Source organism: Amycolatopsis tucumanensis, from assembly GCF_021654135.1.
Classification (GTDB): Bacteria; Actinomycetota; Actinomycetes; order Mycobacteriales; family Pseudonocardiaceae; genus Amycolatopsis_E; species Amycolatopsis_E tucumanensis.
Genome location: NZ_JAKGSD010000095.1, coordinates 1 through 15,285, shown reverse-complemented (window position 1 = coordinate 15,285; position 15,285 = coordinate 1). Strand labels below are relative to the sequence as shown.

Annotated in this window: 16 protein-coding genes; 8 read left to right on the top strand and 8 right to left on the bottom strand. The window is 73.2% G+C overall.

What is annotated here, in order from left to right; genetic code table 11:
• Positions 1 to 43 precede the first annotated feature (43 nt).
• Together L2C96_RS42890 and dinB are read right to left on the bottom strand one after the other, a co-directional pair.
• Positions 44 to 379: a hypothetical protein gene (locus L2C96_RS42890; protein WP_237340166.1), complete on the bottom strand. Its 336-nt coding sequence runs from the start codon at positions 377 to 379 to the stop codon at positions 44 to 46.
• Between the two features lie 890 nt (positions 380 to 1,269).
• Positions 1,270 to 2,466: a DNA polymerase IV gene (gene dinB / locus L2C96_RS42885; protein WP_237340165.1), complete on the bottom strand. Its 1,197-nt coding sequence runs from the start codon at positions 2,464 to 2,466 to the stop codon at positions 1,270 to 1,272.
• Positions 2,467 to 2,518: 52 nt separating this feature from the next.
• On the opposite strand from dinB, the gene L2C96_RS42880 reads away from it, so the two are divergent.
• Genes L2C96_RS42880 through L2C96_RS42860 form a run of 5 tightly spaced genes read left to right on the top strand, consistent with a single transcriptional unit; the run spans position 2,519 to position 5,101 of the window.
• Entirely contained in the window at positions 2,519 to 3,091 is a 573-nt protein-coding gene (locus tag L2C96_RS42880; RefSeq protein WP_237340164.1) for a DinB family protein, read from the top strand.
• A gap of 29 nt (positions 3,092 to 3,120) precedes the next feature.
• Complete coding sequence (locus tag L2C96_RS42875) at positions 3,121 to 3,519, top strand: MerR family transcriptional regulator (RefSeq protein ID WP_020423349.1); 399 nt, start codon at positions 3,121 to 3,123, stop codon at positions 3,517 to 3,519.
• Entirely contained in the window at positions 3,516 to 3,857 is a 342-nt protein-coding gene (trxA, locus tag L2C96_RS42870) for a thioredoxin (RefSeq protein ID WP_020423348.1), read from the top strand. Before L2C96_RS42875 ends, trxA begins: the two co-directional genes overlap by 4 nt.
• A gap of 43 nt (positions 3,858 to 3,900) precedes the next feature.
• The gene (locus L2C96_RS42865) at positions 3,901 to 4,350 is read left to right on the top strand and encodes a DUF2243 domain-containing protein (RefSeq protein ID WP_237340163.1); all 450 of its coding nucleotides are present in this window, start codon (positions 3,901 to 3,903) and stop codon (positions 4,348 to 4,350) included.
• Positions 4,343 to 5,101 (top strand): cytochrome c oxidase assembly protein, encoded by a 759-nt coding sequence (locus tag L2C96_RS42860; RefSeq protein ID WP_237340162.1) that lies wholly within the window; start codon positions 4,343 to 4,345, stop codon positions 5,099 to 5,101. Before L2C96_RS42865 ends, L2C96_RS42860 begins: the two co-directional genes overlap by 8 nt.
• Here the strand turns inward: L2C96_RS42860 and L2C96_RS42855 are convergent.
• Together L2C96_RS42855 and L2C96_RS42850 are read right to left on the bottom strand one after the other, a co-directional pair.
• Positions 4,996 to 5,430: a limonene-1,2-epoxide hydrolase family protein gene (locus tag L2C96_RS42855; protein WP_237340161.1), complete on the bottom strand. Its 435-nt coding sequence runs from the start codon at positions 5,428 to 5,430 to the stop codon at positions 4,996 to 4,998. The genes L2C96_RS42860 and L2C96_RS42855 overlap by 106 nt on opposite strands.
• Before the next feature lie 16 nt (positions 5,431 to 5,446).
• Positions 5,447 to 6,382, bottom strand: a complete 936-nt coding sequence (locus L2C96_RS42850; RefSeq protein WP_237340160.1) for a TauD/TfdA dioxygenase family protein — start codon at positions 6,380 to 6,382, stop codon at positions 5,447 to 5,449.
• A gap of 144 nt (positions 6,383 to 6,526) precedes the next feature.
• Here L2C96_RS42850 and L2C96_RS42845 point away from each other — a divergent pair, with 144 nt between their 5' ends.
• Positions 6,527 to 8,185: an NAD(P)/FAD-dependent oxidoreductase gene (locus tag L2C96_RS42845; protein ID WP_020423343.1), complete on the top strand. Its 1,659-nt coding sequence runs from the start codon at positions 6,527 to 6,529 to the stop codon at positions 8,183 to 8,185.
• Entirely contained in the window at positions 8,182 to 9,606 is a 1,425-nt protein-coding gene (locus L2C96_RS42840) for an ATP-binding protein (protein WP_020423342.1), read from the top strand. Before L2C96_RS42845 ends, L2C96_RS42840 begins: the two co-directional genes overlap by 4 nt.
• Before the next feature lie 262 nt (positions 9,607 to 9,868).
• Here the strand turns inward: L2C96_RS42840 and L2C96_RS42835 are convergent, their stop codons facing one another.
• The 4 genes from L2C96_RS42835 to L2C96_RS42820 all read right to left on the bottom strand — a co-directional run bounded on the left by L2C96_RS42835 (position 9,869) and on the right by L2C96_RS42820 (position 14,181).
• Positions 9,869 to 10,306, bottom strand: a complete 438-nt coding sequence (locus L2C96_RS42835) for an ATP-binding protein (RefSeq protein ID WP_237340159.1) — start codon at positions 10,304 to 10,306, stop codon at positions 9,869 to 9,871.
• A gap of 84 nt (positions 10,307 to 10,390) precedes the next feature.
• Positions 10,391 to 12,544, bottom strand: coding sequence for an ATP-binding SpoIIE family protein phosphatase (locus L2C96_RS42830; protein ID WP_237340158.1), 2,154 nt, complete (start codon positions 12,542 to 12,544; stop codon positions 10,391 to 10,393).
• Between the two features lie 84 nt (positions 12,545 to 12,628).
• Positions 12,629 to 13,663 carry an LCP family protein gene (locus L2C96_RS42825; protein ID WP_237340157.1) on the bottom strand — a complete coding sequence of 345 codons (1,035 nt, stop codon included), beginning with the start codon at positions 13,661 to 13,663 and terminating at the stop codon, positions 12,629 to 12,631.
• Positions 13,660 to 14,181, bottom strand: coding sequence for a SigE family RNA polymerase sigma factor (locus L2C96_RS42820; protein WP_020423337.1), 522 nt, complete (start codon positions 14,179 to 14,181; stop codon positions 13,660 to 13,662). The genes L2C96_RS42825 and L2C96_RS42820 overlap by 4 nt, the downstream gene beginning before the upstream one ends.
• Positions 14,182 to 14,284: 103 nt before the next feature.
• Here L2C96_RS42820 and L2C96_RS42815 point away from each other — a divergent pair, with 103 nt between their 5' ends.
• Entirely contained in the window at positions 14,285 to 15,049 is a 765-nt protein-coding gene (locus tag L2C96_RS42815) for a metallophosphoesterase (RefSeq protein ID WP_237340156.1), read from the top strand.
• Positions 15,050 to 15,285 lie beyond the last annotated feature (236 nt).

The following is a 15,285-nucleotide window of genomic DNA, read 5'->3' as shown; positions in this document are numbered from 1 at the left end:
GAACACCCTTCACCCATCTCCACACACCACCCAGGGTTAGGACTTACTCATCTAGTTCCCGGGCGACGAGCGCGACGAGGAGGACTGTGGCGAGTGCGGCGACGGTAGCCAGCGCGCGGACACCGGCGGGACTGTCGCCGAACATGGCGGTGCCGGCCCTGGCGAGCAGCGGGGTGATCGGCGGCTGGTCGACATATCCCCAGTCGAGCCGCTTCCCCGCGGCGAGGAAGTACAGCTCGTCGCGGTGGAACCCGTACCGCCCGGACAAGAGACTGAGCACGAGAGCCTGCAGCGCGAGCACGACGCCGACCGGCCCGGCGGCGAACTGGGGAAGCGGATGGATGGCCGGAGCGGCGGCCCGCGCCGCGGTGCCCGTCATCGCGCGACCCGCGTGGGTGCGTGGGGTGGGCGCGCGGCGGTGCCGCCCCCGGCCGCAGGTGCCAGGGGAGTGGACGCCGGGTGGCTGCGGGCTGGCCGCACCGCGCCGCGGCGCCGCTGTGCGTCGGTGCCGAGCGGGTGTGTGGGGGTGCGGGACGGCTGCGCCGCGGCGCCGCCCCAGTCAGGAGGAGTGCGCGGCGGGCCGCCGCCGGAGGGGACCATCGGCAGTGGCCGCACCAGAATTCGGCCCATCACAGGCAAGTCGCCCGGCAGGTCCACCCCTCCGCTTAGAAGAGCCCGCCGTACCGGGAGCGCTCCCACCACTCTGCCGAACCCGCTCGCTGCCTCGGTCATGCCGCACTCCCCGCCCCCGGCGGGCACCCGCCCGCAAGCCCCCACCGTGGCCCCCCATCCGGGGCCGCGCAAGGCTCCAAACGGTCGCACCTGCCGCTCCGCCGCACTCCCCGGCCATGCCCCAACACTCCACCCCCCGGCCATGCCCTCCGCCGCCAGCCTCCGGCCATGCGCCTCCGCTCCACCGCCGCCGCCGGGCCATGCCTTCCGCCGCCAGCCTCCGGGCGTGTGCCTCCGCTCCACCGCCGCCGCTCGGCCATGTCCCTCCGCCGCCAGCCTCGGGCCATGTGCCTCCGCTCCGCTGCCGCCGCTCGGCCAGTGCCCTCCGCCGCCAGCCTCTGGCCGTGCGCCTCCGCTCCGCTGCCGCCGCTCGGCCAGTGCCCTCCGCCGCCAACCCCCGGGCATGCGCCTCCGCTCCGCTGCCGCCCGGCCATTGCCCTCCGCCACCAACCCCCGGGCATGCCTCCGCCCACCAACAACGGCCATGCCCTCCGCTCCACCGCCAACACCCGGCCACGTGTCGTGATCGGACGGTCACTAGTCCGGCAGCAGGGGCACCGTCGGGCCGTCGTCGCGGCCGAGGAGCATCGCCCGGGTCACCGCCTTGGACCCGTAGCGGTCGCGGACCTGGTCGAGCGCGGCGTCGAGCGCGTCGGGCTGGTGTTCGCCGAAGGGCAGCTCCAGTTGCAGCGGCGTGTCGTTGTCCAGGTTGGACAGTGCGAGGCCGATCAGGGTGATCCCCCGCTCGCGGATCATCGGCATCGCCGCGGCCAGCAGACCCCGCGCGGTGGCCAGGACGTCCTCGGTGTGCGCCGTAGGGTGCGGCACCGTCTGCGACCGCGTCGCGCGGGTGTAGTCGGCGAACCGCATCCGCAGCACCACCGTCCGGCACACCCGGTGCGCGGCCCGCAACCGCCGCGCCAGCCGGTCCGTCAGCGCGGCCAGGATCTCGTCCAGCTCGTCCGGCGACCGCGCCCGCCGCCCCAGCGCCCGCTGCGCCCCGATCGACCGCCGCCGCCGTCCGACGACCACCGGACGCGGGTCCCGGTTGTGCGCCAGCGCGAACAGGTGCCGCCCGCCGGCCCGCCCGAGCAGCGCCACCAGTTCCGCCTCACCCCGCTCGGCGACCTGACCCACCGTCCGGATGCCGCGCGCGTGCAGCTTCTCCGCCGTCACCTTCCCCACGCCCCACAACCGCTCGACCGGCAGCGGGTGCAGGAACTCCAGCTCACGGTCGTGCGGCACGACCAGCAGCCCGTCCGGCTTCGCCACCCCGCTGGCGACCTTCGCGAGGAACTTCGTGCGCGCCACCCCGACCGTGATCGGCAGCCCGACCCGCTCCGCCACGGCCCGGCGCAGATCCGCCGCGATCCGGCTGGGTGAGCCGGAAATCCTGGCCAGCCCGCCGACGTCGAGGAACGCCTCGTCGATCGAGAGCCCTTCCACCAGCGGCGTGGTGTCCTCGAACACCGCGAACACCGCCTTGCTGGCCGCGCTGTAGGCCGCCATCCGCGGCGGCACCACCACCGCCGCCGGGCACAGCCGCAGCGCCTGCGCGCACCCCATCGCCGTGCGCACCCCGCTCGCCTTCGCCTCGTAACTCGCCGCCAGCACCACCCCGCCACCGACGATCACCGGCCGCCCGCGCAACGACGGGTCGTCACGCTGCTCGACCGACGCGTAGAACGCGTCCAGGTCGGCGTGCAGGATCGGGCCCTCGTTCGTCACGAACACATGTTCGCACCCGCCACCGACATTTTCCGGTCTCCAGTGGGAGGCTGTCCGCATGACCGAGAACGATCCGAAGGACGATCTGCACCGGTACCTCCAGCAGGCGCGCGAGGTGATGCTCTGGAAGCTCGACGGCCTCTCCGAGTACGACCTGCGCCGCCCGATGACGCCGACAGGCACCAACCTGCTCGGTCTGGTCAAGCACCTGATCGGCTGCGAGCTCGGGTACTTCGGGGCCACCTTCGGACGCCCGTTCGGCCGCGAGCTGCCCTGGCTCGCCGACGACGAACCCAACGCCGACATGTGGGCGCGCGCGGACGAGTCCACCGCCGAGATCGTCGCGCTCTACCGCCAGGCCTGGGCGCACGCCGACGCCACGATCCGCGCGCTCGCGCTGGACGCCGTCGGGCACATCCCCGGCCGGGAGCCGGTCACGCTGCACCGGGTCCTCGTGCACATGATCGCCGAGACCTCCCGCCACGCCGGGCACGCGGACATCATCCGCGAGCTCGTCGACGGCGCCGCCGGGATGCGCCGCGACACCGGCAACCTGCCGGACGCCGACGCGCAGTGGTGGGCGGACTACCGGGAGCGCCTGGAGCGGGTCGCGCGCGAATCCTTGCCTTGACGTCAGCGGCAACCTTTACGCTCGATCACATGCGAATCGGGGAGCTGGCGCAGCGGGCCGGGACGACCACGCGCGCGCTGCGGTTCTACGAGTCACAGGGGCTGCTGTCCGCGCGGCGCGCGGCCAACGGCTACCGCGAGTACGGCGAGGACGACTTCCGGCTCGTCCGCGAGATCCAGACGCTCCAGGCGGTCGGGTTCAGCCTCGACGACACCCGCCCGTTCGTGGAGTGCCTGCGGGCAGGCCACGAGACCGGGGACTCGTGCGCCGACTCGATCGAGGTGTACGAGCGCAAGCTCGCCGAGGTCGAGGCCTGCCTGGACCGGCTGCAGGCCGTGCGCGACGACCTGCGCGCCAAGCTCACCGAAGCGCTCGACCGAGAGCCCGGCCCGTGCCGGGTCACCACGTCCTTCGAGGAGTCCCGATGACCACCACCACCGGCGCCGTGCTCGCCGTGACCGACGAGACCTTCGAGGCGGAGGTGCTGCGCCACGACGGGCCCGTGCTGGTCGACTTCTGGGCGCAGTGGTGCCCGCCGTGCCACATGATCGCGCCGGTGCTCGCCGAGATCGCCGCCGAGCGCGCGGGCGAGCTGACCATCCGCAAGATCAACTCCGACGAGAACCCGCGCACCGCGCGCGACCTGCAGGTGATGTCGCTGCCCACGCTCGTGCTGTTCCGTGACGGCGAGCGGGTGGCGCAGTGGGTGGGCGCCCGGCCGAAGGCCCGGTTGCTCGCCGAACTCGACGCGGCACTGAACGCATAACCCGCGCACCTCAGGGTAGCCGCTACCCCGGAGGTGCGACGGTATGGCGGCACGGGAGCGTCCGGCCCGGGCGCGTTCGGCCTGGGCGGGCGCCGCGATCGGCGTCGGGATCGCGGCGTTCGTCGACGAGACGGTGTTCCACCAGTTGCTGCACTGGCACCACTTCTATGACAAGTCCACTTCGGACGTCGGGCTGGTGTCCGACGGGCTGTTCCACGCGTTCGGCTGGTTCGCCACCGTGCTCGGCCTGGTGCTGGTGGCCGACCTGCGGCGGCGCGCGGCGCTGTCCGGCCGCGCGCTGCTGGGCGGGATCCTCACCGGGGCAGGCGCGTTCCAGCTCTACGACGGGACGATCCAGCACAAGCTGCTGACCCTGCACCAGATCCGCTACCACGTCGACCTCGTGCCCTACGACTGGGCGTGGAACGTGATCGCGGCGCTGTTGCTGGCCGCGGGCGTGGTGCTGCTGGCGCGGGAGCGCCAGCGTGCCTGACCATGCCACCGGCACCTGGCCGATCGCACTGGCGGTGGCCGTCGCGCTGGTGGGTTACCTGTGCGCGGCGCGCCGCCCGTGGCCGCGGTGGCGCACCATCTCGTTCACGGCGGGCGCGCTCGCGGTCGTCGTGGCGCTGCCGTTCCCGGCGCACACGTTCACCGCCCACATGGCGCAGCACCTCGTGGTCGGCATGGCCGGCCCGCTGCTGCTGGTGCTGGGCAGGCCGGTCACGCTCGCGCTCCGGGTGTGCCGGGGCCGCCGCGCGCTGGTGCGGGTGCTGCGCTCGTGGCCGGTCGCGGTGCTGGTGTTCCCGCCGGTCGCGGCGGTGCTCGACGTCGGCGGGCTGTGGCTGCTGTACCGGACACCGCTGATCGCGCAGGCGCACCAGCCGTGGGTGCAGGCGCACGTGTTCGCCGCGGGACTGCTGTTCACCGCCGCGATCTGCCAGGTGGAGCCGGTGCGCCACCGCCACGGCCTGGTGTTGCGCGGCGCGACGCTCGTGCTGGCCGGCGCGGCGCACGGCATCCTCGCCAAGACCCTGTACGCGGACGGCTTCCGCGCCGGGGCGCAGGTCCTGTACTACGGCGGGGACGCCGTCGAAATCGCGCTCGCGCTGGTGATCTGCCTGCAGTGGTACCGGCGTCAGTCCCGCAGGCGCGCGCGGGCGACCAGCGTCGACACCCCGGTGACGGCGGCCCTCCCGGCGCCGCGCACGCTCGAGGCGAGCACGGTCGCCCAGTCGAAGTAGTCCCGCCACAGCACGATCCGGCCGTCGCGCACCTCGAACGTGCCGCACACCCAGAACCGCGTGTCCCACGACCCCACGCGCAGCACGTCGGTCCGCTCGGTCAGCACGATCGGGCCGTCGGCGGCGATGTGGTGCACGCGCGCCTCGAAGCCGATGCGGTAGCGGCTGAGCAGGCGCAGCTGCTTCTCCACGGCCGCGACGCCATGCGCCGGGGGCAGCGGGACGTTCTGGTACACCATCTCCGGGGCGGCGAAGGTCAGCGCCCCTTCGACGTCGTCGCGTTCGAGGGCCGTCAGGAACGAGGTGACCGTGCTCTTCGGGTCCGCCATGGCCCCAGGCTAACGGTCAGAACGGACGATCACCGGCGATCGCGACGCGCTCCGCGATCCGCGCGTGCGGGTGGTAGTCGTTGACCGCGTAGTGCTGCGTCGCGCGGTTGTCCCAGAACGCGACCGTGTCCGGGCGCCACGAGAACCGCACCTGGTACTCCGGCACGTGCGCCTGCGCGAACAGCAGCCGCAGCAGGCGGTCGCTCTCCGCGCGGTCCATGCCGACGATGTGCGTGGTGAAGGCCTGGTTGACGAACAGCGTCTTCCGGCCGGTCTCCGGGTGCACGCGCACGACCGGGTGCTCGACCGGCGGGAAGCGGTCCTGCCAGCGGGCCAGCAGGTCGTGGTCGGCGAAGCGGGCGAAGCCGGGCACGAAGTCGTGCACCGCGCGCAGGCCGTCGATCCGGTCGCGGACCTCGGCGGGCAGGTTGTCGTAGGCCGCCGCCATGTCGGCCCACAGGGTGTCCCCGCCCAGCGGCGGCACCTCGACCAGCCGCAGGACCGAGCCGAGCGCCGGCTCCGGGCGCCAGGTCGTGTCGGCGTGCCAGATGTTCTCGAAACCCGGCATTCCCGCGCCGCGTGCGAACCGGGTGACCTCGTCGGAGTCCCCGGCAGGCAGGAACGGGTTGGTCTCCAGCGGGCCCCAGTTGCGTGCGAACGCCCGCTGCTGCTCCGGGATGATGCGCTGGTCGCGGAAGAACAGCACCTTCCACTCCAGCAGCGCGCGGTTCAGCTCGTCGCGCAGCCGCGGGGTGAGGGGCCTGCTGAGGTCCACGCCGGTGATCTCGGCGCCGATCACGCGTCCCAGCGGGCGCGAGGTGAACATCTCGTACTCGCGCGACTGTGCATCTTCGTGAAGTCGCGAGAGGTGCCGCGGCCCCTCCAGGATGCCGTCCGGCGGAACCTCGGCGGAGCGCAGGGCGCGGACGCGTTCGGGCAGCTCGACGGACATTTTCGCGGACCTCCCGCAGCGGTCGTGGACGGGTTCCGATGATCACCGCGAAGAGCCGCGGGCGGCAAGGTGCGTCCAGTATGTGGTCTCCTCGTGCGGGAAAGTTCTGACCCTGGAACGCTGCCAGGCCGTAGGGTTTGCGTCGTGAGCCTGCCCATCCTCATGACCGTCGACGACGACCCGGCCGTGTCCCGGTCGGTCGCCCGTGACCTCCGCCGTCGTTACGGCCAGGACTACCGCGTCGTGCGCGCCGCCTCCGGGGCGGACGCGCTCGAAGCCCTGCGCGAAATCAAGCTGCGCGGCGACGCTGTCGCGGCCATCCTCGCCGACTACCGCATGCCGCAGATGGACGGCATCACCTTCCTGGAGCAGGCGATGGACCTGTTCCCGTACGCCCGGCGCGCCCTGCTGACCGCGTACGCCGACACCGACGCGGCGATCCAGGCGATCAACGTCGTCGACGTCGACCACTACCTCCTCAAGCCGTGGGACCCGCCGGAGGAGAAGCTGTACCCGGTGGTCGACGCGCTGGTCGACGCGTGGCGCGCGGCCGGGGACCGGCCGGTCGAGGAGACGAAGGTGATCGGGCACCGCTGGTCCTCGCCGTCGTACAAGGTGCGGGACTTCCTGGCCCGCAACTCGGTGCCCTACCGGTGGTACTCCGTCGAGGAGCCGGAGGCCTGCCGCCTGCTCGAAGCCGCCGGCTGCGTCTCGGCGGACATCCCGGTGCTGATCACCCCCGACGGGACGGTGCTGCGCAAGCCGGACGGCGAGCAGATCGCCGACGCCGTCGGGCTGTCGACCCGACCGGCTTCGGAGTTCTACGACCTGGTCGTGATCGGCGGCGGTCCCGCCGGGCTCGGCGCGGCCGTCTACGGCGCCTCCGAAGGGCTGCGCACGGTCCTGGTCGAGCGCCGGGCCACCGGCGGACAGGCCGGGCAGAGCTCCCGGATCGAGAACTACCTCGGCTTCCCGGACGGGGTGTCCGGGGCGCAGCTGACCGACCGGGCCCGCCGCCAGGCCCAGAAGTTCGGCGCGGAGGTGCTGACCGCGCGCGACGTGACCGGCCTGGAGGCCCGCGGCTCGGCGCGGGTGGTGCGGTTCGGCGACGGCAGCGAGATCGCGGCGCACGCCGTCGTCCTCGCCACCGGCGTGTCCTACCGGGCGCTGGAGGCCGAGGGCGTGGCCGAGCTGACCGGCCGCGGCGTGTTCTACGGCTCGGCAGCCACCGAGGCGCCCGAGTGCGAGGGCGAGCACGTCTACATCGTCGGTGGAGCCAACTCCGCCGGGCAGGCCGCGGTGTTCTTCTCCCGCTACGCCAAGGAAGTCTCGATCCTGGTGCGTGGGCCGTCGCTGCAGGCGTCCATGTCGCACTACCTCATCGAGCAGATCGAGGCGATCGGCAACATCCACGTCCGCACCCGCACCACGGTGGTGCGCGCGCACGGCACCGACCACCTCGAAGAGCTGACCCTGTGCGACGAGGAGCAGGGGATCACCGAGACGGTGCAGACCGGGCACCTGTTCGTGTTCATCGGCGCGGCGCCGCGCACCGAGTGGCTGGGTGACGACGTGCTGCGCGACGAGCACGGTTTCGTGTGCACGGGCGCCGACCTGATGGTCGACGGCAAACGACCGCCGGGGTGGACCCCCGACCGGGACCCGCACCACCTGGAGTCGTCCATCCCGGGTGTGTTCGTGGCCGGGGACGTCCGCTCGCAGTCGGTCAAGCGCGTCGCCTCGGCCGTCGGCGAGGGCGCGATGGCCGTCTCGCTCGTGCACCGCTACCTGGAGGCACGATGAGCGAGCCGCAGCTGACCCGCGAGTTCCTGCGGGAGTTGTTCCTGTTCACCGATCTGTCGGACGCCCAGCTCGACTGGATCCTCGACCACGCCAAGCTCGAGCAGTACGCCGCGGACACCGCGATCATCAACGAGGGCGATCCGGCGACGTGCTTCTACGTGCTGCTGTCCGGCGCGCTGCGGATGACGCGGCTGGTGGGCGGCAGCGAGGTGGAGACCGTCCGCTCCGACCAGCGCGGCGCCTACTGCGGGGCGACGCAGTTCTTCTACGGGCAACAGCAGCAGCGCTACGGCGCCTCGGTGTACGCGGTCACCGACCTGATGTTCCTGACGTTGCCCGCCAAGGAGTTCGCCGACCAGTTCCGCAGCTGGTTCCCGATGGCCACGCACCTGCTGGAGGGTTCGTACCTGGGCTGGCGCAACACCGACGCGCTGATCGGGCAGCGGCGGCGGCTGCTCGCGCTCGGCGAGATGTCGGCGGGCCTGACCCACGAGCTGAACAACCCGGCGGCCGCCGCGGTGCGCGCCACCGCGGCGCTGCGCGAGCGGGTCGCCGGGATGCGGCACAAGCTGGCGATACTGGCGAAGCGGGACATCGAGCCCGATCTGCTGGAGCTGTTGCTCGACGTGCAGGAGCGGCTGGTCAAGCAGGTGGCCGACGCACCACCGCTGACGGCGATGCAGCAGGCCGACCGCGAGGACGAGATCGGCGACTGGCTCGAGGAGCGCGACATCGAGCAGGGCTGGGACCTGGCCCCGATCTTCGTCGCGGCCGGCCTGTCCGCCGAGAGCCTCGACCACGTCCTGGAGTCCGTCGGCGACGGCCTGCTGGACGGCGCACTGCGGTGGCTGGCGTACGCGCTGGAGACCGAGATGCTGATGGGGGAGATCGAGGACTCGACGACGCGGATCTCGGCGCTGGTCGGGGCGGCGAAGCAGTACTCGCAGATGGATCGGGCACCGCACCAGTGGATCGACGTGCACGACGGCCTGGATTCGACGCTGGTGATGCTGGCGGGCAAGATCGGCACCGGGGTCAAGGTCGTCAAGGAGTACGACCGGTCGCTGCCGACGGTGCCCGCGTACGCGGGCGAGCTGAACCAGGTGTGGACGAACATCATCGACAACGCGGTCAGCGCCATGGAGGGCACGGGCACGCTGACGCTGCGCACCAGCCGCGACGGCGACCGGGTGGTGGTCGAGATCGGCGACACCGGCCCCGGCATCTCGGCGGAGACCAAGCAGCGGATCTTCGAGCCGTTCTTCACGACGAAGCCGGTGGGGGAGGGCACGGGCCTCGGGCTGGACATCTCGTGGCGCATCGTGGTGGACCGCCACCGAGGAGACCTGCGAGTCGAGTCCGAACCCGGCGACACCCGTTTCCGCGTCTACCTCCCGACGACGGAACAAGCCTCCGAGTGACGGGGTGCCGCTCCGTCCTCAGCGGCGGAGCGGCACCCCGTCCGGGGACAGGTCGGCCCATCGGCCACCACATCTGAACGAGAGGGTGCCGCGCTGGCGGCGCCACTGACGCTGAACGGGAGGGTGCCGCGCGGGCGGCACCACTGACGCGCCTGCCCGACTTCGATCGCGCAAGCGAACAGGGTGGCCAGCGCATGTGCCCTGTCGTGCTCCCGGGGCCCGATCGGCCCGTGTCTCCGGTGCCGCTCTCCACTGGCCGCGGCTAGTGGGTCTGCGCGACGTCCATCCGCAGCCGCGTCGGGGTGGTCGGGACCGGCCAGCGCATCCGCACCGTCGTGCCCTCCGGGGTCGGCGCGATCTCCGCCCGGTCGGACAGCGCGTGGATCAGCGGCAGCCCACGACCGTGCAGGGGGCCGGGGTCCGCGGCGGGCTGCTGCCACCGCCCCTGGTCGCTCACCGTGACGTCCACCGCGTTGCCGCGCAGCTCCGCGGACAGCTCCAGCGGGCCTTCGGCCTGGGCGGGGTACGCGTGGGTCACCACGTTGATCATGGCCTCGTACGCCGCGAGCGCCATCGCGTCCGTGGTGGCGTCGGGCAGTTCCACCTCGTTCGCCCACTGGGTGAGGACGTGCCTCAAAGTCGTCGCGTTGCGCGAACGCGCCGTCACCAGTCGGTGGAGGCGTTGGTCTCCGGCGTGCATCGAAGTCCCCTTGGCGTGTTCCTCGTCGGCCGGGGGTTACCCACTGTGCACGGTTTACACACCTGTTGTTCCCCGGATCCGGGGTCACCTCGTCGTGAGCTCCGCCCACACGACCTTGCCGTTGGGCGTGGTGCGCGTGCCCCACCGCGCCGCGGCCGCGTCGATCATCCGCAGGCCGTCGTGCTCGATCCCGCCGGACGCGAGGATGTGCGGCAGCGCCCCGGTGCGGTCGGCGACGTCCACCGTCAGCCGCGCGCCGTCGTGGAACAGCCGCAGCGTCAGCGGCGCCGAAGCGTGCCGCATCGCGTTCGTCACCAGCTCGGAGGCGACTTTCACCGCGCGGTCGGCCACCTCCGCGAGCCCCCACCGCGCCATGCGCCCGGCCACGAACTCGTGCACGGCGTCCAGCGGCACCTCCGGCAGCAGCGCCATCGACGCGACCCGCCGGTTCGCGCCCTGGTGTTCGACGTACAGCAGGGCGACGTCGTCGTCGTGGCGGCCGCCGGTCAGCCGCCCGATCAGCTCGTCGCACGCCGCGCCCACGCCACCCGCACCGGGCAGCGCCGTCAGCTCCGCCAGCAGCGCGTCGATGCCCACGCCGAGCTCCCGCTCCCGGCTCTCCACCAGCCCGTCGGTGTACAGCACGAGCCGCATCCCGGGCGGGAACGGCGTCTGCTCCTGCGGGTACTGCTCGCCGACGCCCAGCGGCATGCCCAGCGCCTCCGCGATCTGCCGGGTCGACCCGTCGGCCGCGATCAGCACCGCGGGCAGGTGGCCGGCGTTGGCGTAGGTGAGGGTGTCGTCGATCGGGTCGTGCACCGCGTACAGGCACGTGATGAACTTGGCGCCAGGGGTGGAACGCGCCAGCTGGGACACGTTGTGCAGCACGTCCGACGGCGGCAGGTCCAGCAGCGCGTACGACCGGATCGCGGTGCGCATCTGGCCCATCACCGCCGCCGCGGGCACGCCACGCCCCACCACGTCGCCGATCACGAACGCCGTCCGGCCGCCGGGCAGCTCGATCACGTCGAACCAGTCCCCGCCGACCTCGGCCCCGGCCGACGCGGGCAGGTACCGCGACACGATCCGCAGGCCGGGGATGTCCGGCACCACGGGCAGCATGCTGCGCGCCAGCTCGGTCGCCATCGACCGGTGCCGCGCGAACATCCGCGCGTTGTCCAGCGCGATCGCGGTGTAGCTCGCGATCCCGGCCGCCACCTGCTCGTGCCGCGCGGTGAACCGCCCCGGCTCGGGGTGGGCGAAGAAGAACCCGCCCAGCACCTCGCGCGTGATCGGCGTGATCACCGGGACGGCCAGGTAGCTGCGCACCGGCAGGTGCCCCTCCGGCATGCCGTGGTGCGGCTCGTTGCGCCCGTAGCGCGGGTCCTGGGTGATGTCGTCGCTGCGAACGATCCCGCTGCCGTTGAACGTGGGCGCGAAGACCGCCGTGTTGCGTGGCATCGGGAACCCGTCGAAGGCCTCCTTCGGGACCCCGGACAGCGTGTAGAGCGTGTAGGACTCGCCGAACTCGTCGATCAGGTTGTAGAAGAACGCCCCGAACCCGGCGCCGGTGCCGCGCGTGGCGGCGTCGGTGGCGTCCTGGACGAGGGTGTCGATGTCGAGCTGCGCGGTGAGCCGCTGCCCGATCGCCTGCAGCGAGTCGCCGAGTTCGAGCTCGGCGCCTGCCCGGCCGGCCGCGTCCTCCAGCGCCGCGCCTTCCACGCGCGAGGTGTGCTCCAGCAGTTCGGCGTAGTCCTGGAGCGCCTCCGCGCGGTCCTCGGCCGGACCGTGCGCCAGCAGCCCGGCGCGGACGCTCACGGCTATCGAGCGGGCCGTCTCCGCGGGCAGCGCGGCCGAGGACGGCAGCACGATCCAGAACGCGCGGCCCCCGGCCAGCGGCCCGCCGAATGCCAGCGCGCCGGGCGACGGGACCACCGGAAAGCGTTCGCCCGGCGGCGCCGTGGCCGGCGCGCCACCGGTTCGCGGATCACCGGCCGCCGCGACGAGCACCGGGGACCCGCCTTCGTCCACTGTGTACAGTTCGGCCGACATCGGCCGTCCCCCGGCGGCGAATCCGTCCCGCAGCCGCCGGACGACGGCCCGCGCGGCGGCCGCGAAATCGGGCGCGTTCTCGGCTTCGGCGCGCAGTACCGCGGCGACCCGGACGGTGTCCGACAGGCCGAAGGCCGCGGGGCTGGTCGGCCCCGCGGCCGCGTTCTCGGCTCGCGGTCCGGTCATCGGACGCGTCCCCTTCCCGTCGGCGGTTGCCAGCCTAACCCCGCGGGAGCTACCGTGACACGGTTCGCGCGCGATTCGCGCGGTTCAGTTCACGCAGGAATCCGGTGCTGACGTGCCCGAGTGCGGCAGGTTCGCCACGAACGTGCGTACTTCCCCGGGGGCTAGACCGATCGCCGCGCCGTTCGGCGTGTCGAGGTGCGGGCTGGTGATCGGCACGGTCCCGATCCGCAGGTCGGCCGGGCGGGTGTCCCGCATCAGCGCGGCGAAGGACAGCAGGTCCCAGCCGGGGTCGATGCGCACGTTGTTCTGCACGGTGCTGATCAGCGCGGACACGAAGGCCGGGTCGGCGAGCTTGCCGCCGCTGATCACCTCGTTCGCGGCCGAGCGCAGGTAGGCATGGAGCCGGGCGATGCGGTCGAGGTCGCCGTGCGCCAGCCCGGCGCGTTGCCGGAGGAAGGCCAGTGCCTGCGTTTCGTCCAGGACCTGCTCACCGGCGGGGAACGAGGCCCCGGTACGCGGGTCGTGCGTGGCCGCGCGCAGGCAGACCGGGACGCCCTGCAGGACGTGGGCGAGCCGGCCGAACGCGGCCATGCCGACCAGGGCGTAGTGGTCGACGTGCGCCCCGGTGAGCTGCTGCACGGTGTCGACGAGCGTGCGCGCGCCGGCCTCGGCCGCGGCGTTCTCGTCGCGGCCCTGCTGCTGGGCGGCTTCCTTGCCGCGGCTGTACGCGCTGCTCAGCTTGCCCTGGCCGAAGCCGGGGATGTCGACCAGCGAGTCGCGGGGGATCGAGGCGAGCGCGGCGACGCCGTCCCGTCCGAAGCGGCCGAGCACGATCGAGTCGGCGGTGTCGTAGTCGTCCATGCCGGCCAGCAGGACGGTCTGGTCGGTGGCCGGCGCCGTGCCGACGACGGGTGCGCTGCGCTGGAGCATCCGCGGCACCAGGACCGCCGCGACGGCCACCGCGACGACCGCGGCGGCCGCGACGACCAGCAGCGGGGTCCGGTTGCGGCGCGGCTGCGCCTGCCGTAGCCCGGCGAGGACCACGCGCGGGTCGGGGCGGCGGTCGGCCTCGGCGTGCAGGGCCGAGCGGATCAGCTGTTCGGTGGGGTCGGTGGTCATGACAGCGCCTCCGTGACGGGCAGGCCCCGGCGGCGGCCGCCGTCGGCGGCGCGCAGCGTGCTCAGGGCGCGGGAGATGTGGCTGCGGACGGTGCCTGCCGAGCAGCCGAGCGCCTCGGCGATCTCGGCGTCGGTGCAGTCCTCGTAGAACCGGAGCACGATCGCGGCGCGCTGCTTGCGCGGCAGCGCGGCGATGCGGGCGCGCATGGCGTCCCGTTCGGCGTAGTGCTCGGCGTGGTCGGCGGTGGGCGTCCCGATGGCGTCGAGCGTGCTGTGGGCGGCGGTGACGTTGCGCGAGGCCTTCCGGCGCCGCCACGACAGGAACTCGTTGGTGATCATCTTGCGCACGTAGCTCTCGGGCGCCTGCAGCCCGGCGATGCGTTCCCAGCGGTGCTGGGCGCGCAGCAGGGTCTCCTGCACGACGTCCTGCGCGAGGTGGGGATCGCAGGTCAGGGCCGTGGCGTAGCGGAGGAGGCGGTCGAGGCGCTGCGCCACGAAATCGTCGAAGCGGTCCCGCACCGGTGTTCCTTTCGATCTTCGGTTGACGGGCCTTCAACGCGCCGGGGCCCCCAGGTTGTTGAATCCGGCCGAAAAGAATTTTCGCAGCCGGTAGGGTCGGTCCATGACGGTCCTCGCGCACCTGTCCGATCTGCACCTCGACGGCGGTTCGCGGAACGCGGACCGGGCCGAGCGGGTGGTGGGGCACCTGCGGGAGTTGTCACGGCCGGTGGACGCGGTGCTGGTGACCGGCGACCTGGCCGATCACGGCGATCCGGCCGAGTACGCCGAGGTCGCGAAGCTGCTGGACACGTTGCCGTACCCGGTGTTCCACTGCCCCGGCAACCACGACTCGCGGCCTGCCTACCGTTCGGTGCTGCTCGGCGAGGAGCCGTCGGACGGGCCGGTCAACCAGGTCGGCGAGGCGGCCGGCGCGGTGTTCGCGCTGTGCGACACGAGCATCCCGGGCCGCGGCTCGGGACGGATGGACGACGCGACGATCGCCTGGCTGGACGAGGTGCTGGCGGAGGCGGCGGGGCGGCCGGCGTTCGTGGCGTTCCACCACCCGCCCGCGGTGCTGCACCACCCGCTGCTGGACGAAATCCGGCAGCACGAAGCGGCCCGGCTGGCGGAGGTGGTGGAGCGGCACCCGGACGTGGTGGGGCTGTTCTGCGGGCACGCGCACACGCCCGCGGTGACGACCTTCGCCGAGCGGCCGCTGCTGGTGGCGCCCGGGGTGGTGTCGGCGCTGGCCCTGCCGTGGGAACCGGGCGGGGAGGCCGGCTGGGCGGAGGGCGGCCCGCTCGACTACGACCGGCCGCCCGGACTGGCGTTCCACGTGGTGGACGACGACCGTCGGGTGACCACGCACTTCCGGTTCTGCCCGTAGCGGCCGTCGCAGGCCGCACGTCGGGGCGCGGCTGCGCGGCACGACAGCGGGCTGCCGTGTGATTCCGCGCCGGTGCGCCCCGCCACGGCACACCGCCCCGCGTCCGCGGGCACGGCGCGCCGCGCCAGCGTGCCGTCGGGATGGCTCGCCGCGCTGTGCTGTCGCGCTGCCGCGCGGCCCCGCGCCGCGACAGCGCCGCCGCGGGCGCCAAGACCGCTGCCCCGCGGCGCGGCAGT

Bases quoted from the DNA above. Each gene is read 5' to 3' on its own strand.
- L2C96_RS42890 (WP_237340166.1), bottom strand. From the start codon at position 379: ATGACGGGCACCGCGGCGCGGGCCGCCGCTCCGGCCATCCATCCGCTT.
- L2C96_RS42880 (WP_237340164.1), top strand. From the start codon at position 2,519: ATGACCGAGAACGATCCGAAGGACGATCTGCACCGGTACCTCCAGCAG.
- L2C96_RS42875 (WP_020423349.1), top strand. From the start codon at position 3,121: ATGCGAATCGGGGAGCTGGCGCAGCGGGCCGGGACGACCACGCGCGCG.
- trxA (WP_020423348.1), top strand. From the start codon at position 3,516: ATGACCACCACCACCGGCGCCGTGCTCGCCGTGACCGACGAGACCTTC.
- L2C96_RS42865 (WP_237340163.1), top strand. From the start codon at position 3,901: ATGGCGGCACGGGAGCGTCCGGCCCGGGCGCGTTCGGCCTGGGCGGGC.
- L2C96_RS42855 (WP_237340161.1), bottom strand. From the start codon at position 5,430: ATGGCGGACCCGAAGAGCACGGTCACCTCGTTCCTGACGGCCCTCGAA.
- L2C96_RS42850 (WP_237340160.1), bottom strand. From the start codon at position 6,382: ATGTCCGTCGAGCTGCCCGAACGCGTCCGCGCCCTGCGCTCCGCCGAG.
- L2C96_RS42840 (WP_020423342.1), top strand. From the start codon at position 8,182: ATGAGCGAGCCGCAGCTGACCCGCGAGTTCCTGCGGGAGTTGTTCCTG.
- L2C96_RS42835 (WP_237340159.1), bottom strand. From the start codon at position 10,306: ATGCACGCCGGAGACCAACGCCTCCACCGACTGGTGACGGCGCGTTCG.
- L2C96_RS42830 (WP_237340158.1), bottom strand. From the start codon at position 12,544: ATGACCGGACCGCGAGCCGAGAACGCGGCCGCGGGGCCGACCAGCCCC.
- L2C96_RS42825 (WP_237340157.1), bottom strand. From the start codon at position 13,663: ATGACCACCGACCCCACCGAACAGCTGATCCGCTCGGCCCTGCACGCC.
- L2C96_RS42815 (WP_237340156.1), top strand. From the start codon at position 14,285: ATGACGGTCCTCGCGCACCTGTCCGATCTGCACCTCGACGGCGGTTCG.